Source organism: Brevundimonas diminuta, from assembly GCF_050310045.1.
GTDB lineage: Bacteria > Pseudomonadota > Alphaproteobacteria > Caulobacterales > Caulobacteraceae > Brevundimonas > Brevundimonas diminuta_F.
This window is the reverse complement of record NZ_CP190005.1, coordinates 514,194-533,875: the sequence shown is the minus strand read 5'-3', so window position 1 is coordinate 533,875 and position 19,682 is coordinate 514,194. Positions and strand designations below refer to the sequence as shown.

Annotated in this window: 15 protein-coding genes; 12 read left to right on the top strand and 3 right to left on the bottom strand. The window is 68.3% G+C overall.

Annotated elements, in window-relative coordinates; translation table 11 throughout:
* Window positions 1–42: 42 nt before the first annotated feature.
* From ACORJG_RS02535 to ACORJG_RS02520, 4 genes are read left to right on the top strand one after another with little or no spacing between them, the layout of a single operon-like run.
* Window positions 43–1,002, top strand: a complete 960-nt coding sequence (locus ACORJG_RS02535; RefSeq protein WP_427791352.1) for a hypothetical protein — start codon at window positions 43–45, stop codon at window positions 1,000–1,002.
* A 36-nt stretch (window positions 1,003–1,038) separates the two neighbouring features.
* Window positions 1,039–1,959: a glucosamine inositolphosphorylceramide transferase family protein gene (locus ACORJG_RS02530; protein WP_427791350.1), complete on the top strand. Its 921-nt coding sequence runs from the start codon at window positions 1,039–1,041 to the stop codon at window positions 1,957–1,959.
* 1 nt (window position 1,960) lies between these two features.
* On the top strand, window positions 1,961–3,142 hold the full coding sequence (locus ACORJG_RS02525; RefSeq protein ID WP_427791348.1) for a glycosyltransferase family 4 protein: 1,182 nt from the start codon (window positions 1,961–1,963) through the stop codon (window positions 3,140–3,142).
* Entirely contained in the window at window positions 3,139–3,699 is a 561-nt protein-coding gene (locus ACORJG_RS02520) for a class I SAM-dependent methyltransferase (RefSeq protein WP_427791346.1), read from the top strand. The genes ACORJG_RS02525 and ACORJG_RS02520 overlap by 4 nt, the downstream gene beginning before the upstream one ends.
* Window positions 3,700–3,741: 42 nt before the next feature.
* Here ACORJG_RS02520 and ACORJG_RS02515 read toward each other — a convergent pair whose 3' ends face one another.
* A complete protein-coding gene (locus ACORJG_RS02515; RefSeq protein ID WP_427791344.1) occupies window positions 3,742–4,914 on the bottom strand; it encodes a saccharopine dehydrogenase family protein in 1,173 nt (390 codons plus the stop codon).
* Window positions 4,915–5,046: 132 nt separating this feature from the next.
* Here ACORJG_RS02515 and ACORJG_RS02510 point away from each other — a divergent pair, with 132 nt between their 5' ends.
* From ACORJG_RS02510 to ACORJG_RS02475, 8 genes are all read left to right on the top strand, one after another.
* Window positions 5,047–6,264: an MFS transporter gene (locus ACORJG_RS02510; protein ID WP_427791342.1), complete on the top strand. Its 1,218-nt coding sequence runs from the start codon at window positions 5,047–5,049 to the stop codon at window positions 6,262–6,264.
* Between the two features lie 32 nt (window positions 6,265–6,296).
* Window positions 6,297–8,552, top strand: coding sequence for a TonB-dependent receptor (locus ACORJG_RS02505; protein WP_427791340.1), 2,256 nt, complete (start codon window positions 6,297–6,299; stop codon window positions 8,550–8,552).
* Between the two features lie 40 nt (window positions 8,553–8,592).
* Complete coding sequence (locus ACORJG_RS02500; protein ID WP_427791338.1) at window positions 8,593–9,198, top strand: TetR/AcrR family transcriptional regulator; 606 nt, start codon at window positions 8,593–8,595, stop codon at window positions 9,196–9,198.
* Between the two features lie 99 nt (window positions 9,199–9,297).
* A complete protein-coding gene (locus ACORJG_RS02495; protein ID WP_427791336.1) occupies window positions 9,298–10,665 on the top strand; it encodes an aspartate aminotransferase family protein in 1,368 nt (455 codons plus the stop codon).
* 18 nt (window positions 10,666–10,683) lie between these two features.
* Window positions 10,684–11,934, top strand: a complete 1,251-nt coding sequence (locus ACORJG_RS02490) for an acyl-CoA dehydrogenase family protein (protein WP_427791334.1) — start codon at window positions 10,684–10,686, stop codon at window positions 11,932–11,934.
* Window positions 11,931–12,953 (top strand): phosphotransferase family protein, encoded by a 1,023-nt coding sequence (locus ACORJG_RS02485; protein WP_427791332.1) that lies wholly within the window; start codon window positions 11,931–11,933, stop codon window positions 12,951–12,953. Before ACORJG_RS02490 ends, ACORJG_RS02485 begins: the two co-directional genes overlap by 4 nt.
* 14 nt (window positions 12,954–12,967) lie before the next feature.
* On the top strand, window positions 12,968–13,744 hold the full coding sequence (locus ACORJG_RS02480; RefSeq protein ID WP_427791330.1) for an SDR family oxidoreductase: 777 nt from the start codon (window positions 12,968–12,970) through the stop codon (window positions 13,742–13,744).
* Window positions 13,745–13,841: 97 nt separating this feature from the next.
* Complete coding sequence (locus tag ACORJG_RS02475) at window positions 13,842–14,993, top strand: amidohydrolase (protein WP_427791328.1); 1,152 nt, start codon at window positions 13,842–13,844, stop codon at window positions 14,991–14,993.
* A gap of 21 nt (window positions 14,994–15,014) precedes the next feature.
* Here ACORJG_RS02475 and ACORJG_RS02470 read toward each other — a convergent pair whose 3' ends face one another.
* Window positions 15,015–15,785, bottom strand: a complete 771-nt coding sequence (locus ACORJG_RS02470) for a 2,3-dihydro-2,3-dihydroxybenzoate dehydrogenase (RefSeq protein WP_427791326.1) — start codon at window positions 15,783–15,785, stop codon at window positions 15,015–15,017.
* The gene (locus ACORJG_RS02465) at window positions 15,782–19,672 is read right to left on the bottom strand and encodes an amino acid adenylation domain-containing protein (RefSeq protein ID WP_427791324.1); all 3,891 of its coding nucleotides are present in this window, start codon (window positions 19,670–19,672) and stop codon (window positions 15,782–15,784) included. The genes ACORJG_RS02470 and ACORJG_RS02465 overlap by 4 nt, the downstream gene beginning before the upstream one ends.
* Window positions 19,673–19,682 lie beyond the last annotated feature (10 nt).

The window sequence follows — 19,682 nt, the reverse complement described above, 5'->3', positions numbered from 1 at the left end:
AAGCACCGCCTCCGGCGCCTCGTTTTCACCAGAGTTCCCGGCATGAAGCCGCCCGCGCCCCGATCTGCTTACCTCAACTGGCTCGCCAGCGTCCTGCGTCAGGAGGATGAAGCACAGTCGGCCTCACGCCCGCCGGACGATCTCGTTCTGGGTTACGCAACCGGCTATGACGCCGCCATGATCGCGCCGTTCGTGCGATCGTTGCGCGCCCATTTCGACGGCCCCGCCGCCCTGGTCGTCGACCAGAGGCCCGATGTGCTGAAGCTGCTGGCGGACCATGCTGTCGAAGCCGTCTTCGCCGACAAGGCCGCCGATTGGGCGCCGCACCCTGTCGTCACGCGCTTCGCGCTCTATGCGCAGCTGGTCAGGCGCTGGCCGCACGCCGCCAATGTCTTGCTGACCGATGTGCGCGACGTGATCTTTCAGGGCGACCCGTTCAATCCCCGCCCCGCCCGACTGGAAGTCTTCGTGGAGTATGAGGAAGGGCGGCTGGGCGACCACGCCTTCAACATGAAATATCTGACCGCCCTGGTCGGCGTCGAAATGGCCGGGCTGCTGAAGACCCGGCCTTGCCTGTGCGTCGGCACCGTCATGGGGCCGCGCGAAGAGATCATCCGTTTCTGCCGCGTGCTGCTGATGCTGGCGGCCATCCCGCGATCCGAAATCGGCGGGGCCTTCGGCGCCGATCAGGCGGCCTGCAATCTGGCGGTCCATCTGGGTCTTGTGCCCGCGTCGGTGCGCCGGAATTTCGGCCGGGTCGCCACCCTTGGCATGACCGACGGCCAGACGCTGGGCTTTGTCAACGGCCGCGTCACCAATCCTGACGGCGGCGCCAGCCCGATCGTCCACCAGCACGACCGCCACCCGCATCTGGCCGACGCCGTCCATTCCCGCTGGGCGCCGGGCGAACGGCTATGCGGGCGGGCGACCCCGAAAACCACGGCCGATCGCGGTCGCAGGCTGAAGCAGTCGCTGCTGCGCCGGCTTCCGGAGTTGCGCTGAGTCCCATGTCTTTTCCCCTCGGCGCTGGAGTTCGCCATGTATGATGATTGGCGCGTCGGTTTCGCGCGTCGCCCGCTGGTCCGCGTGATGGAGGCCGGGCTGCCACGGCCCGATGACATCACCTGGCTGCCGCCCTGCCCGCGCGACTTCCAGTTCATCGCCGATCCGTTCGGGATCGAGCGGGACGGCGTCCTGACCGTCTTCGCCGAGTTCTATGACTATCGCATCCGGCGCGGCGACATCCGCTTCTATCAGTATGAAGGCGACCGCCTGACCGGACAGGGGCTGGCGCTGGCCGAACCGTTCCATCTGTCCTACCCCAGCCTGATCGAGGACGACGGCCGTCTCCATATGCTGCCCGAGGCGCACAAGAGCGGCGCCCTGACCCTTTATGAATGCGAGCGATTTCCGGATCGGTGGCGGCCGTGCGCGCGCCTGCTGGACCTGCCCGCCATCGACGCCACGGTCACGCGCCACGACGGGCGCTGGTGGATGTTCTACGCCCTGCCTGGACCGAACGATCGTTCAATGCGCGAACTTCATGTCGCCTGGTCCGACAGCCTGACCGGCCCCTGGCGTCCGCATGAGAACAACCCGGTCCGCCGCGGCCTGACGGACTCGCGGCCCGGCGGCGCCGCCTTCGTCCACAACGGCCTGCTGCACCTGCCGGTCCAGGATTGCGACGGCGGTTACGGCCGCGCGATCCATCTGTTGCGGATCAATGACCTGACGCCGACGACGTTCGCCGCCACGCCCGTGCGCCGCTTCATGCCCGGCGGTCTGGCCGACGGCTTTGAGGACGGACTGCACACCCTGTCGGGTGGTGACGTGACCTTCATCGACGTCAAGGGACTGCGCGCTTCACGCCGTGAGAAGCGGATCGCCCGCCTCTACAAACTGCGTCGCCTGCTGGGCCTGAACGGGCCGCGACGCGCTCAGCCCCCAAGGATCGCCTGAGATGGAGACAGCCGCTTTCCGAAACGCAGCCAGCATCGCCCCCCGCATCGCCCCCCGCATCGCCATCGTCATGCCGCACGGCGGACGGATGGAGGCGCGGCGTCTCAACTCGATGGAGACAGTCGCCGTCACGCTGAACCGCTATAGCGCCTTTAAAGCCTCGACCGTCTTCATCTGCGAGGACGGCGCCGAGTCGGCGGCCGAACCGGACGCCACCCTTCGCGTCCCTGCAGGCCTGAGCAAGAAGGCCCACGCCGCCGCCGTGCTGAAGGTGCTCCAGGCCTATCGTCCCGACATCGTCGAGTTTCACCAACTGCTCTGCACCTCGGCCGCCCTGGCCAAGCGTCTGCCGGGCGCCCGCAGCCTGTTCTTCAGGCACACCAGGCTGAACCGGCCGCGCAATCCGCTGCGGCGCCTGAAACACTGGCGGCGGCTGCGGGCGTTCGACCATGTCGTTCTGGTCAGCCAGACCGCAAAGGACGAGTTTCTGGCGGATTATCCCGACTTCAACCGCCGCGCCGTGGTCGTGTCCAACCCCATCGATCTGGCGCCGTGGCGCGGCAATGCGTACCACAAGGAGCGCCTGATCCTGTTTTCCGGCCGGGCCCTGCCGGAAAAGGGGCTGGACGCCTTCTGCGAGGCGCTGGCCGTAGTGCTGGACCGGGCGCCGGAGTGGCGCGCGGCGCTGGCTCTGGGCGAATGGGAGCGCAGCGCCGACTGGGCCGAGACCTGCATCCGGCCGCTGGAACGATTCGGCGACCGGGTCGAAATCCACCGCTCGGCCCCCCTGGCCGCCGTTCAGGCCATGAACCGCCGGGCCGCCATCGCCGTGACCCCCTCGCGCGTCAGGGAAGCCATGGGCCTGACCGCCATGGAGGCGCTGGCCGGGGGCGCCGCCCTGATCTCGTCCGGGCGCGGCGGCCTGCGTGAAGCCAGCGGCGAACACGCCCTCTATGTCGATCCCCCCGAGGCCCCGTCGCTGATCGAAGCCATGCTGGTCCTGATCGGAGACGACGCGGCCCGCGAGGCCATGGCCCGTCAGGGACAGGACTATGTGTCACAGGCCCATGATCCAGTCGTCCGCGCGGGCGAACTGGATCAGTTAAGACGAAACCTGCTGGTCGGCGCCCGGCGCCCGGCCGCCGCCCGCATCACGCCCGCAATCGCCATGGCTCACGGATGAAACTCCGCAATTTTCTTGCGCGCCTGCGCACTCGCAGGGAAACCGCCCGGATCCGCGCCCTCTCCGACCGTCAGGTCATGGCCGCAGACTTCATTCCCGCGCTGGCCGATACGAAAGGGAGTCTGCTGTGGATCGGCACACGGGTCTATACCGCCGCCGACTACGCCCGGCTGGAGCGGTGCGGCGCCGAGGTCTGGACAACGGACATAGACATCAAGGCCGCTCGGTGGGGCCATCCGACCCGTCACCGGATCGGCGACGCCTGCGCCCTTGAGGACGTCTTTCCCGAGACCCGCTTCGATGCCGTGATCTGCAACGGCGTGTTCGGCTTCGGCGTCGATACGCCCCAGATGCAGGCGCGCAGCCTGGCCTCCATCGCCAGGGTGCTGAAGCCGCATGGCCTGCTGCTGCTGGGCTGGAACACCGACCGGATCAGTGATCCGGTCACGTCAGGCCTGACCGCGCCGCTGTATGCGCCCGTCGACTTCGCCGGACGGCCGTCGCGCACGACGTTCGAGGACGTCACCCACGTCTATGATTGTCTGCGCAAACGCTGAGGCGGAAGGCGCCCGGATCGCGCGCCTTCCGCCCTGTCGAGTTCAGCCCACAGCCTCGGTGCGGATCACCATGGCGGCGGCGTCCTTCACCGGCGGCTCGCAGTGCGGGGCCAAGGCCTCGAAGAACCAGCGCGGGTCGAGCGCCTGTTCGGGCGCGTGGACGCCGGGTCGGCCCTTCTGCTCTGCGATGAAGCGCAGGCCTATGCTCATCGGAATGCCCGTCGCCCTGGCCATGCCGTCGGGCATGGCCGCCGGGCGGCAGGCCGAGGCGACCCGCTGACCGTCGCGAAGCCCCGTCGCCAGGGCGAAGAAGTGCGGCAGCGGCCCCGGCTCGCCCAGCGCGGGAAGCGCCTCGACGATGCGCGCGTGGCGGGCCTCATCCACGTTGAACAGGGCGCGGGCGCCGTCCTCGATCGTCAGCGCGCCCGCCTGAATATCGTGTCGCACCGTGCCGATGGCGGCGATCACCGCGGTCGGCATCACCATGGCGTTCAGGATGCGACCGCCCGCCTTGACCGTGTTGATCAGGGTGACCGGCTCAGGATGGCCGACGGTGTAGACCGTGCCGGTCCCGACGCCGGGATAGTCCAACGTCACGCCCTCCAGCGGCTGGGTGTCCGTCAAACGCCCGCCGTCGGCGATGCGAATGTCGCCCGCCAGTTGGTGGATCCAGTGGATGGTCGCCGCCGAGACGGGATGGCTGCGATCCTCGTCGTCCAGATCGACGCCCCAGCAGGTGTAGAGGTTCTCGACCTCATCCAGCCCCTCGACCGCCAGCATGGCCAGCAGGTTGGAGGCGCCCGGGCTGGCGCCCATGCCGACCAGGGCGACCACGCCCGCCGCACGCGCGGCGGTGTCCAGCTCCAGCATGGCCAGAGTCGGCTCCCAGTCGTCGCAGATGTCGACGTAGTGCGTGCCCGTCTCGATCGCCGCCTGCAGGATGGAGGCGCCGAAGCGATAGAAGGGCCCCGCCGCATTCATCACCACATCGGCGTCTGACAGGGCGCCCTTCAGGCTGGCGGCGTCGGTCGCATCGACGGCGCGGGCGCTGATCGTCACGCCGGACGGCGCGGCCGGGGTCAGGGAATCGGCCAACGCGCGCGCCCTCGGCTCATCGCGGTCGGCGATGACGATCGACGTCAGCGACGGCGTGTTCAGGGACGCCAGCGCCGCCGCAGCCCCCATTTCACCCGCGCCCAAGAACAGAACCCGCATCGACACACCCTTGCAAAGAGGACCTGAAAATCGTCCCTATACAAAAATCACAACAGTTGTTACGTCAAGAAGGTCCGGTCTTTCCTGGAGGGGAAAAGCGGGACGGGAAGAAACATCGGGGAGGGATGGACCATGTCCGATCCGACTGCGTCTGCAGTGCAGGCTGACCGTTCAGATAAGAGCGGCGCCGGCAAGACAAGCCTGGCCGTGCTGGCTCTGGTAGGGCTGTTGTTCGCCTATAATCTGGGCCTGAACATCACGCCGATCATCAACGGCCTGTGGACCGAGCGGCTGGGCCTGGCGCCCAGTCAGGCCGGTCTGGTCATAAGCGCCCAGTTCGCCCTGATGGCCGTCTCGACCATGCTGACGGCGCGCCTGCTGCAGAAGCTGAACATCCGGCGCGCGGCGATGATCTCGGCCGCAGCCGTCGGCGTCGCCTATGTCGCCACCGGTTATGCGCAGACCCCCGCCCTTCTGGCCCTGTGCTTCGGCGCGGCGGGCATCGGCATCGGGGTGCAGATGGCCTGTGTCGCCGCCCTGCTGTCGCGCCATGAAAACGCCGAGCGGCTGTACGCCATCGCTGTGGTCGCCGCCTCCTTCGTCATCGCCGCCCTGACCATCGTCTTCGCCAGCGTGGCGCCGGGCCTGTCGCTGAAGGCGCTGTTCGGCGGCCTGGCCGTCATCCCCGTCATGCAGTTCCTGCTCAGCTTCTGCATTCCGGCCGGAACGGCGCCGCAGGCGGCGGAAAAGCCCGACGCGGACAAGGGCGTCACGCGCGGCTTCCCGCTGGTGATCCTGTCGATGGTCTTCATGCAGGTCGGCGGCATGGCCGTCTGGGCCTTCACCGAGCGGGTCGGCCACCATCTGGGCATTCCGACCGCCACCATCGGAACCATTCTGGCGGCCACGGCCGTCTCGGCCATCGTCGGCGCCGCCTGCGCGGCGGGCCTGTCGCGACTGCATATGCGTCGGCCGCTGGCGGTCATCGGCCTGCTGGTGTTCGGCCTGTCGAACCTGTCGATCGTGGCGGCGGGCAATATGCCGGTCTATGCCGTGGCCCTGTTGGGTCAGGCCTTCGCCCTGACCTTCACCCTGCCCTTCCTGACGGCCATCGCCCTGGAAGAGAACGACGGCGGGCGAACGGCGGCGAACGGCACCGGACTGGCCATGCTGCTGGGCGCCGTCAGCCCCTATGTCGCGGGCTGGATCGCCGAGAACCACGGCCTGCAATCCATCGTCCTGTTCAGCGGCGCGGCCCTGGCCGCCTCGGTCATACCGCTGCTGCTGCGCCGACGGGCGCAGGTCACGACCCCGCCGGTTTCAGCCCCGGCGTCGAATTCAAACGTCTGAAAAACAGACATAAAACGAGGGAGGGAAGATCAATGCATAATAAAAACAATACGCTTTTGAACGCCGCGTCCTGGGCCGCCATCGCCCTGGCCGCCAGTTTGACGGCCGGACTGGCCGCGCCCGCCGCCGCTCAGGAAACGTCAACCCAGGACGCCGCCGCCGTGGACGACATCATCGTCACCGCCACGCGCCGCTCCGAGCGGATGCAGGACGTCGGCATCGCCGTCTCGGCCTATTCGGCGGACAAGCTGTCCGACCTGGGCGTGACCTCGGGCCGCGATCTGGTCAAGGCGACGCCGGGCCTGAACTTCACCGCCCCGACCGGCAGCAGCGGCACCGTCGTCTTCAACCTGCGCGGCGTCGGCCTGAACGACTTCGGCGTCGGCAATGAAGGCCCGGTCGCCGTCTATGTCGACGACGTCTATCAGGCGTCGATGAACTCGGGCGCGTCGCCCATCTTCGACATCCAGCAGGTCGAAGTCCTGCGCGGACCGCAGGGGACGCTGTTCGGGCGCAACGCCACGGGCGGTCTGGTCCACTTCATCACCACCCGTCCCTATGATGAGTTCGGCGGCAAGATCGACCTGCGCGCCGGGGGCGACAGCGCTTATATGGAAGGCGCCGTCAATGCGCCGCTGGGCGGCGGCTGGGCCGCACGCCTGTCCGGCGTGGTCGAGCAGGTCGACCCCTATATGAAGAACGCCGACGGCCCCGACGGCGGCGGCGTCGACCGTTCAGCCGGGCGCTTCCGTCTGGCCTATTCCGGGTCGCGCTTCGATCTGGACCTGATCGCACGCGGCGGACACAGCACCTCGCGCAATCAGGCGACCTTCGTGCCGACAGCGACCAACGCCGACGGCATGGGCTATGCCGTCGACATTCCCGCGCACCAGATCTTCGGTGTGCCGAACACGCCCAGTCTGGCGGTGCTGGACGACGGCGATCCCTATACCGGCGCAGTCAATAATCCGGGGCATGACAAGCGCGACAACTTCGCCACCACCCTGCGCCTGCGGGCGGACCTGACGGATAATATCGAGTTCGTTTCGGTGAGCGACTACACCCGCAACGCCACCAACTATATCGAAGATACCGACGTCACCCCGCTGCAGATCGCCGAGATCGCGTCCGACAGCCGCACCAACCAGTATTCGCAGGAGTTCCGCCTGGCCGGAACCGGCGACCGGTTCAACTGGCTGGCGGGCGCCTACTACTTCCACAATGAGGTCTGGAACGGGCGGCAATTCAACGTCTATGTCGCGGACGCCGCATTTGATTCCGACTTCAACCTGACGGTCGAATCCTACGCCCTGTTCGGCGAGGCCTCGTACAAGATCACCCCGACCTGGACCGTCATCGGCGGCCTGCGCTGGACCGATGAGCGTCGCACCATCGACTTCACCCAGGACCTGTATTTCGACGTGGACGGTTCGGGCCTGTATTCGCCGACCAACTATGTCGAGCGCATCTTCGCCTTCAGCCGCGACCTGAACGGCGACGCGGCCCGTCAGAAGAACAGCCAGATGAGCGGCCGCGCCCGCATCGAATGGCGGCCCCGGAAGGGCATTCTGGCCTATGCCTCTTATAATCGCGGGTTCAAATCGGGCGGATTCAACAACCCGCTGGATGCGTCCTACATCACGCCGCAGCAGATGCCCTATGAGCCGGAAACGCTGAACAGCTATGACGTCGGGGTGAAGACGGAGTGGATGAACGGCCGCATCCGCGCCAACGCCAACGCCTTCCACTATGACTACAGGGACTTCCAGGCCTTCCGCACCGAGGGTCTGAGCAGCTTCCTGTCCAACGCCGACGCCAAGATCAACGGCATCGATGTGGAACTGGCCGCCCGCGTCACCCAGGGGCTGGATATCTCGGGCGGGTTCGAGATTCTGAGCGCCCGCGCCTATGACATCGACACGCCGACGGGCGGCAAGGCGGACCGCCGCCTGGCCAACGCCCCGCGCTTCTCGGCCAATCTGGGCGTCAACTATGAGCTGCCGGTCGGCGAGAACGCCATGCTGTTCAGCCTCAGCGGCCGCTATGTCACGTCGCAGTATTTCGACATCAACAACTCGCCGGTGGCGCAGGAAGACGGCTATGGTCTGGCCGACGCCCGCATCGCCTATCGACTGAGGGACGCGGGACCGGAACTCTATGTCTCGGCCAGCAACCTTTTCGATAAACGGTATCGTATGTATGCGGTCGATGTGAACGCCCTGGGCTTCTCCCAGGCGATGTACGCCGAGCCTCGCCGCATCACCGTAGGGGTCAAGGCCAGCTGGTAAACGATCCGACACAGGATCGACCTGGATCTAGGGGAACGACATGGTGGCGGCGACACGCAGCAGATCCGATCGCGGACAGGACAAACGGTCCGACGTGGTCGCCGCCACCTTGCGCGTCATCGCGCGCGACGGGCTGGACAAGGCCTCGATGCGCGCCATCGCCCAGGAACTGGGCTGCACCACCGGCGTCCTGACCCACTACTTCCGCGACAAGGAGGAAATGCTCGATGTCGTCCTGACCGAGCTGATCGCCGCCATCGAGGAACAGCGCAGCGAGTTCCATCTCGGCGAAATGGATCTGGACCGCTACATCGACTACGTCTGCGGCCTGTTGCCGAACACCGAGGCGCAGGTCCGCTGGTGGAAGGTTTGGCTGGCCTTCACCACCTCCTCCTTCGTCAAACAGCGCCAGTCCAGCGAGAACCACCGCTTCTATGAAGCCATCCGCTCCAGCTGGAGCGCGACCTTCCGCAAGCTGATCGCGGGCGGCTGCATCCGCAGCGACCTGAACCCCGAAGACGAGGCCGATGTCCTTTTGGCCATTATCGACGGTCTGGGCGTGCAGGTGCTGATCTCCCCCGCCTATCTGACGGTCGAGCGCCAGCGTCGACTGCTGACCACCCATTTCAACCGCCTGAAACCCTGATCCCGGCCGACTGAAGGCGCGGCGCAGCCTGCGTCAGAACGTCCCTTGGCTCAGGCAGGCCTTTTAGATCACAACTGTTATGGTTCCGGAGTTGCATTCATGACCGCGTCAACCCCCGAAGGGTCCGGCTGGGACAAGGCCTTTTCCGATCATTCCCTGCCGGTCGAGGTCGCCCGCGCCGAGGGCGTCTTCATCCATGATACGCAAGGACGGCGCTACTACGACGCCTCGGGCGGGCCGTTCGCGGTCAATATGGGCCACGGCCACCCGCGCCTGACCGAGGCGGTGCGCAGCCAGCTGGACGACTATTGCTATGTCCACCCCATGCTGGCCAACCGACGCCGCGCCGACCTGTGCGAAAAAGTCGCCGAAGTCGCGCCCGAGGGCTTCAACGCCACCTATCTGGTGTCCGGCGGGTCAGAGGCGGTCGAGACGGCCCTGAAGATCGCCCGCCAGTATCACGTCGCCCGCGGCGCCGTCGGCAAGCACAAGATCGTCAGCTGCTATGAATCCTATCACGGCATGACGCTGGCCACGATGAGCCTGTCGGGCAATCCGGGCACGACGCGCCACTATGACCCCATGACCTTCCAGTGGCCCAAGATCGCGCAGTACAGCGACTATCAGAAGCCCGCCCATCTGACCCGCGACGAGTGGGGCGTGCAGTCCGCGCGCGAGCTGGACCGGGTGATCCAGTTCCACGGCGCCCATGTGATCGCCGCCTTCATCGCCACCCCGCACGGCTGCGGGCCTGACTATGGCGTGGTTCCGCCCGACAGCTACTGGGCCGAGATCCGCCGTATCTGCGACGACAACGACGTCCTGTTCATCAGCGATGAAGTCGTCACCGGCTTCGGCCGCACGGGCGAGTGGTTCGGCATGGACCACTATTCGGTCAAGCCCGACATCATCACCGTCGCCAAGGGATTCTCGTCCTGTTACGTGCCGCTGGGCGGGGTGATCGTCAGCGACCGGGTCAACGCCCCCTATCGCGAGGGAGCCGCCTTCGTTCACGGCTTCACCAACGGCGGCAACGCCCTGGCCTGCGCGGTCGGCTGCGCCGTCATCGACGCCATCCGTGAAGACAATCTGCTGCAGGCCGTGCGCGACCGCAGCGCCCAGCTGTTCTCATGGCGCGAGCGGCTGCTGGCCCATCCCTGCGTGGCCGACGTGCGCGGCTGGGGCCTGTTCATGGTGATGGAGCTGGTCAAGCCCTCAGCCGAAGGCCGCGCCTTCTTCGACCCCGAGGCAGAGGCCGAGCAGAAGTTCCAGCGCGCCGCACTGGACAACGGCGTCGCCCTCTATTCCACTCTCTACGGCCAGCGGCGCCGTCCGGTGCTGCAACGCGGCCTGCCGATGTGGATCGCGCCCGCCTTCGTGATTTCAGATGACGAACTGTCCGACATGATGGAGCGTGTCGACCGAACCCTCGGCCAGTGGGAAGACCAACTCGGCGTCGTGGCCTGACTTAAGGAGAGTTAAGCAATGGATTTCACCCTGTCGGAACGGGAACGTTCGTTCCAGGCGCGTGTCCGGGCCTTCATGGCCGAGAAGGTGCGCCCGTGCATCGCCGCCGTTCACGCCGAGGTGGCTGAGGGCGAGCGCTGGGCTGCGCCGCTACCCTCGATCGAGGCGCTGAAGGGCGAGGCGCGCGCCGCCGGGCTGTGGAACCTGTTCATGCCGCCCGCGCCCGAAGGCATGGATGAACCGGACGATTTCGAGTTCACCGGCGAGCGTCTGACCAACCTTGAGTACGCCCTGTGCGCCGAGGAGATGGGCCGCATCGAATGGGCCAGCGAGGTCTTCAACTGCTCAGCGCCCGACACCGGCAATATGGAGGTGCTGCACCGCTACGGCACGCCGGCGCAGAAGGCGCAGTGGCTGACGCCGCTGATGAACGGCGAGATCCGCTCGGCCTTCCTGATGACCGAACCGGCCGTCGCATCGTCCGACGCCACCAACATCCAGACGCAGATCCGTCGCGACGGCGACCACTATGTCATCAACGGCCGCAAATGGTGGTCGTCCGGCGCGGGCGATCCGCGCTGCCGCATCGCCATCGTCATGGGCAAGACCGACCCGGACGCCAAGACCTATCGCCAGCAGTCGATGATCCTGGTGCCGATGGATGCGCCGGGCGTGAAGATCGAGCGGCCGTTGAGCGTCTATGGCTATGACCACGCCCCGCACGGCCACATGGAGGTCAGCCTGACCGACGTGCGCGTGCCGGTCGAGAACATCCTGCTGGGCGAGGGGCGCGGTTTCGAGATCGCGCAGGGGCGCCTCGGCCCGGGCCGCATCCATCACTGCATGCGCACCATCGGCGCGGCCGAAGAGGCGCTGGAGGCGATGGCGCGTCGGCTGATGTCGCGCGTCGCCTTCGGCAAGCGGATCGGCGAACATTCCGTCTGGGAAGAGCGCGTCGCCCGCGCCCGCATCGACATCGAGATGACGCGCCTGCTGTGTCTCAAGGCCGCCGACATGATGGACCGCGCGGGCAATAAGGCGGCCAAGGACGAGATCGCCATGATCAAGGTCCAGGCGCCGATGATGGCGCTGCGCATCATCGACGACGCCATTCAGGCCCACGGCGGCGGCGGCGTGTCCCAGGACTTTGAGCTGGCGGCGGCCTGGGCGGGCATCCGCACCCTGCGCTTCGCCGACGGCCCGGACGAGGTCCACGCCCGCGCCATCGCCCGGTCCGAGTTCGCCCGCCACGCGGAGGCGGCCCGATGAGCGATCTGGACGTCGCGCGTCTGGGGCAATGGCTGGCGGGCGTCCTGCCCGCCGCACCCGCCGACATCCGTCTGGAGAAGTTCCCCGGCGGCCAGTCGAACCCGACCTATCGGATGACCGTCGACGGCCGGGACTATGTCCTGCGCCGTCGGCCCTTCGGCCCCCTGCTGCCCTCGGCCCATGCGGTCGAGCGCGAATACAGGCTGATCAGCGCCCTGCATCCGACCGGCTTTCCCGTGCCTGCGCCGCTGGCCCTGTGTCAGGACGAGGACGTCATCGGCTCGGCCTTCTATGTGATGGAGCTGGTCGAGGGGCGCACCTTCTGGAACGGCGCCCTGCCGGACCTGTCGCCGCCAGAGCGCCGCGCCGCCTATGAGGCCATGGTCGACACGCTGGCCCGGCTGCACAGCGTCGATCCGGTCGCCGTGGGGCTGGAGGACTTCGGCCGCCCCGGCAACTATTTCGAGCGTCAGGTCGCCCGCTGGACCAAGCAATACCGCGCCGCCCAGACCGACGACCTGCCCGAGGTCGAGCGCCTGATCGACTTCCTGCCGCGCACGGCGCCGGAACAGACGCGCACCGCCATCATCCACGGCGACTATCGCATCGACAACCTGATCTATGCGCCCGATTCCATGACCGTCCGCGCCGTGCTGGACTGGGAGCTGGCGACGCTGGGCGATCCGCTGGCCGACTTCGCCTATCTGGCCATGAACTGGATCCTGCCCGCCGACGGCCGCGCCGGTCTGAACGGTCTGGACCTTGAAGCCGCGGGCATTCCGTCGCTGGACGACATGGCCCGGCGGTACTGCGCCGCCACCGGCCGCGATGACCTGCCGGACCTGCACTGGCACTTCGCCTTCAACCTGTTCCGCCTGATCGGCATCATTCAGGGCGTGAAGAAGCGGATGCTGTCGGGCAACGCCTCCAGCGCCAAGGCCGCCGACGCCGTGGCCATGCTCGAACCCCTGACCAAGGCCGCCTGGCGTGAAGCCCGCTTGGCCGGCGCCGAAGAATAAGGATCCCTTCGCCCATGCGTATGTTTGATCTGAGCGGCAAGACCGCCATCATCACCGGCTCGTCGCGCGGCATCGGCCGGGCCATCGCCGAGGCTCTGGCCGAGGCGGGCGCCAACGTCGTCATCTCCAGCCGCAAACAGGACGCCTGCGACGCCGTCGCCGCCGCCATCAACGAAAGCCGGGGCCGCGAACAGGCCGTGGCCATCGCCGCCAGCATCTCGGACAAGGCGGCGCTGGAAAATCTGGTGGCCCAGACGCGCGAGCGTTTCGGCGGCGTCGACATCCTGGTCTGCAACGCCGCGACCAACAGCGCCTATGGCCCGATGCTGGGGCTGGAAGACTCGCACTTCCGCAAGATCTTCGAGAACAACGTCCTGTCCAACCACTGGCTGATCAACATGGTCGCCCCCGAGATGATCGAGCGCAAAGACGGCGCCATCGTCATCGTCTCGTCCATCGGCGCCCTGATCGGCTCGGACGTGATCGGCGCCTACAACATCTCCAAGGCCGCCGACCTTCAGCTGGTGCGCAATCTGTCGGTCGAGCTGGGGCGGCATAACATCCGGGTCAACGCCATCGCCCCCGGCGTGGTCCGCACCGACTTCGCCCGCGCCCTGTGGGAAGACCCCAAGGCCGAGAAGCGCCTGCAGGGCGCCACGCCGCTGGGCCGGATCGGCGAGCCCGAAGACATCGCTGGCGCCGCCGTCTTCCTCGCCTCTCAGGCGGGCGCCTATGTCAGCGGCCATACGCTGGTGATCGACGGCGGATCGACCGTCACCGGCACGCTGTAAGGCGCAGCCGAACGGGCGCCTTGGCCCGCTATGTCGTTTCAGAGGCGGCGATGCTAACCTCGCCGCCTCCCCTGTTCGACGGATGCGTGAGCCCCTTATGACGCCCCTGCCCGCCCTCGCCGCCCTGGCCCCCGAAATGACCGCCTGGCGCCGGGACATCCACGCCCACCCGGAACTGTCCGGTGAGGAATCGCGCACCGCCAGGCTGGTGTTCGACGTTCTGGAAGGGCTGGGCCTGAAGCCCGAGGGCGGCATCGGCGGCGAAGGCGTGGTCGCCGTCGTCGAAGGGCGCGAACCCGGCCCGTCCATCGGCCTGCGCGCCGACATGGACGCCCTGCCCATGAACGACGACAGCAACGTCCCTCACGCCTCGACCAGGCCCGGCGTCTCGCACGCCTGCGGCCACGACGGCCATACGGCGACCCTGCTGGGCGTGGCGCGCCATCTGGCCGCCAACCCGCCCACGCGCGGCCGCGTGGTGCTGATCTTCCAACCGGCGGAAGAGACGGGTCTGGGCGCCGTCGCCATGATCGAGGACGGCCTGTTCGACCGCTATCCGTGCGACGAGGTCTATGGCTATCACAACATGCCGCTGTTGCCGCTGGGCGAGGCGGCGGTCCACACCGGCCCGACCATGAACGGCTATAAGGTGTGGGAGATCGAGATTCAGGGCGTCGGCGGCCACGGCGCCGCCCCGCACAAGACGAAAGACCCCGTTCAGGCCGCCGTGCGCGTGGCCTCTGAAATCTCGTCCATCATCGGCCGTCATGTCGACCCGATGGAGCCCGCCCTGATCACCGTCACCAAGCTTCAGGCCGGATCGTCGCACAACGTCGTGCCGCACGAAGCCAGTCTGGCGGGCACCCTGCGCGCCACCTCATCCGACGTGATCGAGACGATGTGGCAGAAGCTTCAGGACATCTGCGCGGGCGTCGGCGTCATGACCGGCTGCACCGTCACGGTGCGCGAGACGGCGGGCGTGCCGCCCGTCTTCAACGCCGCGGCCCAGGCCGATGTGGCGGCGGCGGCGGCGGGCGGCGTGTTCGGCGCGGACAAGGTGCATCGCGACCTGAAGCCGTACCCGTTCACCGACGACTTCGCCTATATGCTGCAGATCGCGCCGGGAGCCTACTTCTTCGTCGGACAGGGCGGGACGATGGTCCACCAGACCGCCTATGACTTCAACGACGACCTGCTGCCGAACGTGGCCTCGGTCTTCGCCCGGATCGTCGAGGCGAAGCTGTCTTAAAAGCAGGTCAGGGCGGCGGGATCAGGCGCGCAGCGTGGCCCCGCCGTCGACATAGAGGTCGGTCATGGTGATGTGGGCGGCGCGGTCGGACAGCAGGAAGACCACCGCCTCGGCGATGTCTTCGGGCGTCGCCAGCTTCTGCAGCGGGATGCCCGCCTTGAACGTCTCGGGCGAGCCGGCGATGACGCGGGCGGCGCCGTCCTCATCGGCCCACATGCCGGTCTGCATCGGCGTCAGGGTCGAGCCGGGCGCGACGATGTTACAGCGGACGCCCTTCGGCCCCAGCTCCAGCCCCAGACAGCGGGTGAACATGGTCGCCGCCGCCTTGGACGCGGCATAGGCCGCCATCGCATGACGCGGCACGCCCGCCGCGTTGGAGCTGACGGTGACGAGGGCGCCCTTGCCTCTTTCGCCCATCCGGCGCGACGCCGCGCGGCCCAGATGGAAGACCCCGTCCGCATTGACAGCGAAGACGCGGCGCCATTCGGCGTCAGAGGTCTGATCCACCGTCACATTGGACAGGACGCCCGCCACGCTGGCGACGAGGTCGATCGGGCCGTCCTCGGCCTCAATGCGCTCGAACAAGGCCTCGACCGCCGCGCCGTCGGACACGTCCAGCGGCTCGACGCGCACGCCGTTCAGGAAGGCCAGACCCGACAGGGCGGTGGACGGCAGGTCGGTCGCGACCACGCGCGCCCCCTCCTCGACCAACAGGCGCACCACAGCGGCGCCGATGCCGCCGCCCGCGCCCGTGACCAGGGCCAGACGGCCAGACAGTCCGCTGTCTCTCATCGTGTGGTCTCCTCGAAGGCGGTCATGCGCTCGTCCAGAGCCGGCGCGATCAGGGCCGTCGCCGCCGGGCCGGTCAGTTGCGGGTGCAGGAAGGGAACCTCGACCACGTCCAGATCGGCGGCGTAAGCGCGCCACAGACCCGGCGTCAGGTCGCGCTCCTTGTGGTCCAGCGCCGCGCGGACATGGGTGGTGCGGCCGCCGAAGGGCTGGTGATGATGTTCACGCACCAGACGGTTGGTGTCCAGCACCACGCGGATCACTCCGTCCAGCGCCGCCTCGGGCAGGCCGCCCAGGGCGCTGTCGCCCGCCTTCAGGAAGGCGACAATGGCCGCGCGGCTGCGTAAGTCGGGATGCTGGGTCGGGTCATATCCGGCGATGGCCAGAAGGGCGCGCATCGCGTCGACCGGATCCGGGTCCGGCTCGGCGCGCCAGCACTCGGCCGGATAGGAATCCAGCATAGCCATCAGCCCGACCTTGACCCCGCGCCGCTCCAGCTCGACCGCCGCCGCCTGGGCGATGATGCCGCCGACGGACCAGCCCGCGATATGCACCGGACCGGGCGCGCCCAAGGCCAGAATGTGATCGACATAGACCGACGCCAGCGCGTCGATGCCGTCCGGCAGGGCGTTATCGGGGTCCAGCGCGGGCGACTGCACGCCCCACACCGTGCGGCGCGGCGACAGGGCGCGCGCCAGGGTGCGATAACCCCAGGACAGCCCCCCCGCCGGGTGGATCAGGAACAGCGGCGGCAAGGCCGGATCGCCCTCGGCCAGACGGATCAACACGCCCAGCCCGTTGTCGAAGTCCAGCGCCTCGGCGTCGATCAGGGCGGCCAGTTCGGCCACGCGCGGCCGGTCGAACAGGGCGCCCAGCCCCGGATCGCGCCCCAGCCGCTCGCGGATCAACATCATCAGATGCACGGCCAAGAGGGAGTCGCCGCCCAGGGTGAAGAAGTCGTCGTCGGCGCCCGCCGGCTCGCCCCTGCCCAGCGTCTCGGCGAACAGTTCGGCGATGATTTTTTCCGTCGGCGTCTCGGCCGCCCGGCCCGCCGCAGCCTCGAACACCGGGGCGGGCAGCGCCTTGCGGTCCAGCTTGCCGTTAGAGGTCGTAGGCAGGGCGTCCAGCGCCACGATGGCGGCGGGGATCATATAGTCGGGCAGGCGCGCGGCCAGTTTCGCCTTCAGGGCGGCGGGGTCATAGCCCTCAGCCGGGACCAGATAGGCGACCAGACGGCGCTCGCCCGGACGGTCTTCTCGGGCCAGAACCACCGTCTCACGCGCCAGAGCGCTGGCGATGACGGCGGCTTCGATCTCGCCCAGTTCGATGCGCAGGCCGCGGATCTTCACCTGATGGTCGCTGCGGCCCAGATAGACGACGGCCCCGTCGGCCCGCCTGCGCGCCACGTCGCCGGTGCGATACAGCCGCTGACCCGGATGGTGCGGATCGGGGATGAAGCGGTCCTCGGTCAGGTCGGGCCGGTTCAGATAACCGCGCGCCAGTTGCACCCCGCCCAGATGCAGATGGCCGCCCATGCCGGGCGCCACGGGGCGCAGCCGCTCGTCCAGAATGACCAGCCGCGTGTTCCACACCGGCCAGCCGATCGGCATGGGGCGGGACGTATCCTCCGGCCCGGCGGCCCAGTAGCTGACGTCCACCGCCGCCTCGGTCGGGCCGTAGAGGTTGTGCAGTTCGGCGCTCACCGTCTGGTGGAAACGGTCGCGCAGTTCAGCGGGCAGCTCCTCGCCGCTGCAGAAGACGTGGGCGACCGCGATGCCCTTGGCCGCCGGATCGGCCAGAAAGGCCGACAGCATGGAGGGGACGAAGTGCAGGTCGGTGATCGCATGACGGCGGATCAGCCCGGCGATGGCCGCCGGATCGCGGTGCGCGCCGGGCGGGGCCACGACCAGTTCTCCGCCTGAAATCAGCGCCAGGAAGAACTCCCACACCGACACGTCGAAGGTGGTGGGCGTCTTCTGCAGGATGCGGGTCTGGGCGCCGACACCGTATTCGGCCTGCATCCACAGCAGGCGGTTGACGATGGCCCGATGCTCGACCAGCACCCCCTTGGGATCGCCGGTCGACCCCGAGGTGTAGATGACATAGGCGGCGTCCTCGCTCCCTTGCGCGACGACAGGCGCAGCCCCGTCCAGCGGCCAGTCGGCGGGCGCCAGCAGGGCCTCGCCGAAGGCGCCGCCGATGTCTTCATGGGCCAGGACGACGCTCGGTCCGGCGGCGCGGACGATGGCGGCGATGCGCTCGGCCGGATGCTCCAGATCCAGCGGCAGATAGGCCCCGCCTGCGCGTAAGGTCGCGACCAGCGCGATCACCAACTCCAGCGAACGCGGCAGGGCCACGGCGACGAGGCTTTCGCGCCCCACGCCGCGCACCGCCAGCGCCGAGGCCAGCGCCGCCGTTCGGCGGTCCAGTTCGGCGTAGGTCAGGGTCTGGTCGCCGAAGGTCAGCGCCGGGGCGTCCGGCGTCGCCTTCATCGCCGCCTCCAGCAGGGCGGTCAGCGTTGTGTCGGGAACGGGATGGGCGGTGTCGTTGAAGGCTTCGAGTTCGCGCGCGGCCTCGCTCGGCGTCGCGATGGGCACCTCGCCCAAGGTCTCGGCGTCCAGCGCGTTGCTCAGGAAGGCGGCCAGACGCTCTGCGTGGGCGGCGGCTTCGTCCAGCGTATAGAGGTCGGGGTTGGCGTCGACCTCCAGCGTCAGCGCCGGGGCGGCGTCGCCGCGGAAGGTGAAGCTGATGTCGTCCACCGGGCCGGTGCCCAGCACCTTCAGCGTCGTGTCCAGCCCGTCGAAGCGCGGCGGCAGATCGAACGGCAGGACGTTGACCAGCGGCCCGTACAGCCGCCGCGCCCCGCCGATCAGGCCCAGGTCGCGCCGCAGCTGCTCGCTGCGGTAACGGCCGTGGCGGCGGGTCTTGATCAGGGCCTTGGAGGCGAGGATCAGTTGCTCGTCCAGCGGCGCATCCTCGTCCAGCGTCAGGCGCAGCGGCGGGACGTTCATGATCATGGCGGGCGTGCGCGCCGAGGCGCTGCCCATGCGGCCCATCCACGGCACGCCGATCACGGCTTCTTCCGCGCCCGAGAAGCGGCGGACATAGGCGGCGCCGATGGCGGTCAGCACGTCGGGCCATGACAGGCGCCCGCCGTCGGCGCGGGCGCGCAGGCGGGTCGTGACCTGCGGCGGCAGGGCGCGCTCGATGCGGTGGAAGCGGTGGGCGGTCGTGGCCTTACCGGGCGCCAGGGAGGCGACCTCCGGCGCGTCGCCCATGATCTCGCGCCAGTAGGCGGCGTCGGCCGTGCGCTTGTCCGAGGCGCGATAGGCGGCGTCTTCGTCCCAGACCCTGGCGATGGGGTTGAAGACCGGGCCGGGCGCCGGGCCGCCGCGCGCGGCGTTGTAGAGCTCGGCTGTGCGGTTGGTCAGCAGGGCCATGCCGAAGCCGTCGGTGGCCAGATGATGAACGCGCAGGCTCCACAGGAAATGCTGCGGGGCCATGCGGAACAGGATGTTGGCGGCCAGCGGGTCGCGCGTCGGATCCAGCGGCGTCTCATGGTCGCGGCGCATGGCGGCCATGGCCTCGGCGACCGGATCGGCGGCGGCGGACACGTCAACGATCCGAAGCAAAGGGCGATGGGTCGGGTCGAGGGTCTGGAACACTTCGCCGTCTCGTTCGACGAAACGCAGCGACAGGGCCTCGGCCTCGGCGGCGGTCCGATCGACGGCGGCGCGGAAGGCCTCGACATCCAGATCGCCCCGGATGTCGAGATAGTGGGCCGTGTTGAAGATCGGATTGGCCGGGTCCAGCCTCTGGGCGAACCACAGGCCGGATTGAGCTTCCGTCAGCGGGTATTCCAGCGCCGCCGCCATGCGTCCGTCGTCCATGATGTTCAGG

What these genes read in the sequence shown, in the direction of transcription:
- ACORJG_RS02530 (WP_427791350.1), top strand. Translation starts at nt 1,039, where the DNA reads ATGTATGATGATTGGCGCGTCGGTTTCGCGCGTCGCCCGCTGGTCCGC.
- ACORJG_RS02520 (WP_427791346.1), top strand. Translation starts at nt 3,139, where the DNA reads ATGAAACTCCGCAATTTTCTTGCGCGCCTGCGCACTCGCAGGGAAACC.
- ACORJG_RS02470 (WP_427791326.1), bottom strand. Translation starts at nt 15,785, where the DNA reads ATGAGAGACAGCGGACTGTCTGGCCGTCTGGCCCTGGTCACGGGCGCG.
- ACORJG_RS02515 (WP_427791344.1), bottom strand. Translation starts at nt 4,914, where the DNA reads ATGCGGGTTCTGTTCTTGGGCGCGGGTGAAATGGGGGCTGCGGCGGCG.
- ACORJG_RS02510 (WP_427791342.1), top strand. Translation starts at nt 5,047, where the DNA reads ATGTCCGATCCGACTGCGTCTGCAGTGCAGGCTGACCGTTCAGATAAG.
- ACORJG_RS02490 (WP_427791334.1), top strand. Translation starts at nt 10,684, where the DNA reads ATGGATTTCACCCTGTCGGAACGGGAACGTTCGTTCCAGGCGCGTGTC.
- ACORJG_RS02505 (WP_427791340.1), top strand. Translation starts at nt 6,297, where the DNA reads ATGCATAATAAAAACAATACGCTTTTGAACGCCGCGTCCTGGGCCGCC.
- ACORJG_RS02475 (WP_427791328.1), top strand. Translation starts at nt 13,842, where the DNA reads ATGACGCCCCTGCCCGCCCTCGCCGCCCTGGCCCCCGAAATGACCGCC.
- ACORJG_RS02480 (WP_427791330.1), top strand. Translation starts at nt 12,968, where the DNA reads ATGCGTATGTTTGATCTGAGCGGCAAGACCGCCATCATCACCGGCTCG.
- ACORJG_RS02500 (WP_427791338.1), top strand. Translation starts at nt 8,593, where the DNA reads ATGGTGGCGGCGACACGCAGCAGATCCGATCGCGGACAGGACAAACGG.
- ACORJG_RS02535 (WP_427791352.1), top strand. Translation starts at nt 43, where the DNA reads ATGAAGCCGCCCGCGCCCCGATCTGCTTACCTCAACTGGCTCGCCAGC.
- ACORJG_RS02495 (WP_427791336.1), top strand. Translation starts at nt 9,298, where the DNA reads ATGACCGCGTCAACCCCCGAAGGGTCCGGCTGGGACAAGGCCTTTTCC.
- ACORJG_RS02485 (WP_427791332.1), top strand. Translation starts at nt 11,931, where the DNA reads ATGAGCGATCTGGACGTCGCGCGTCTGGGGCAATGGCTGGCGGGCGTC.
- ACORJG_RS02465 (WP_427791324.1), bottom strand. Translation starts at nt 19,672, where the DNA reads ATGGACGACGGACGCATGGCGGCGGCGCTGGAATACCCGCTGACGGAA.
- ACORJG_RS02525 (WP_427791348.1), top strand. Translation starts at nt 1,961, where the DNA reads ATGGAGACAGCCGCTTTCCGAAACGCAGCCAGCATCGCCCCCCGCATC.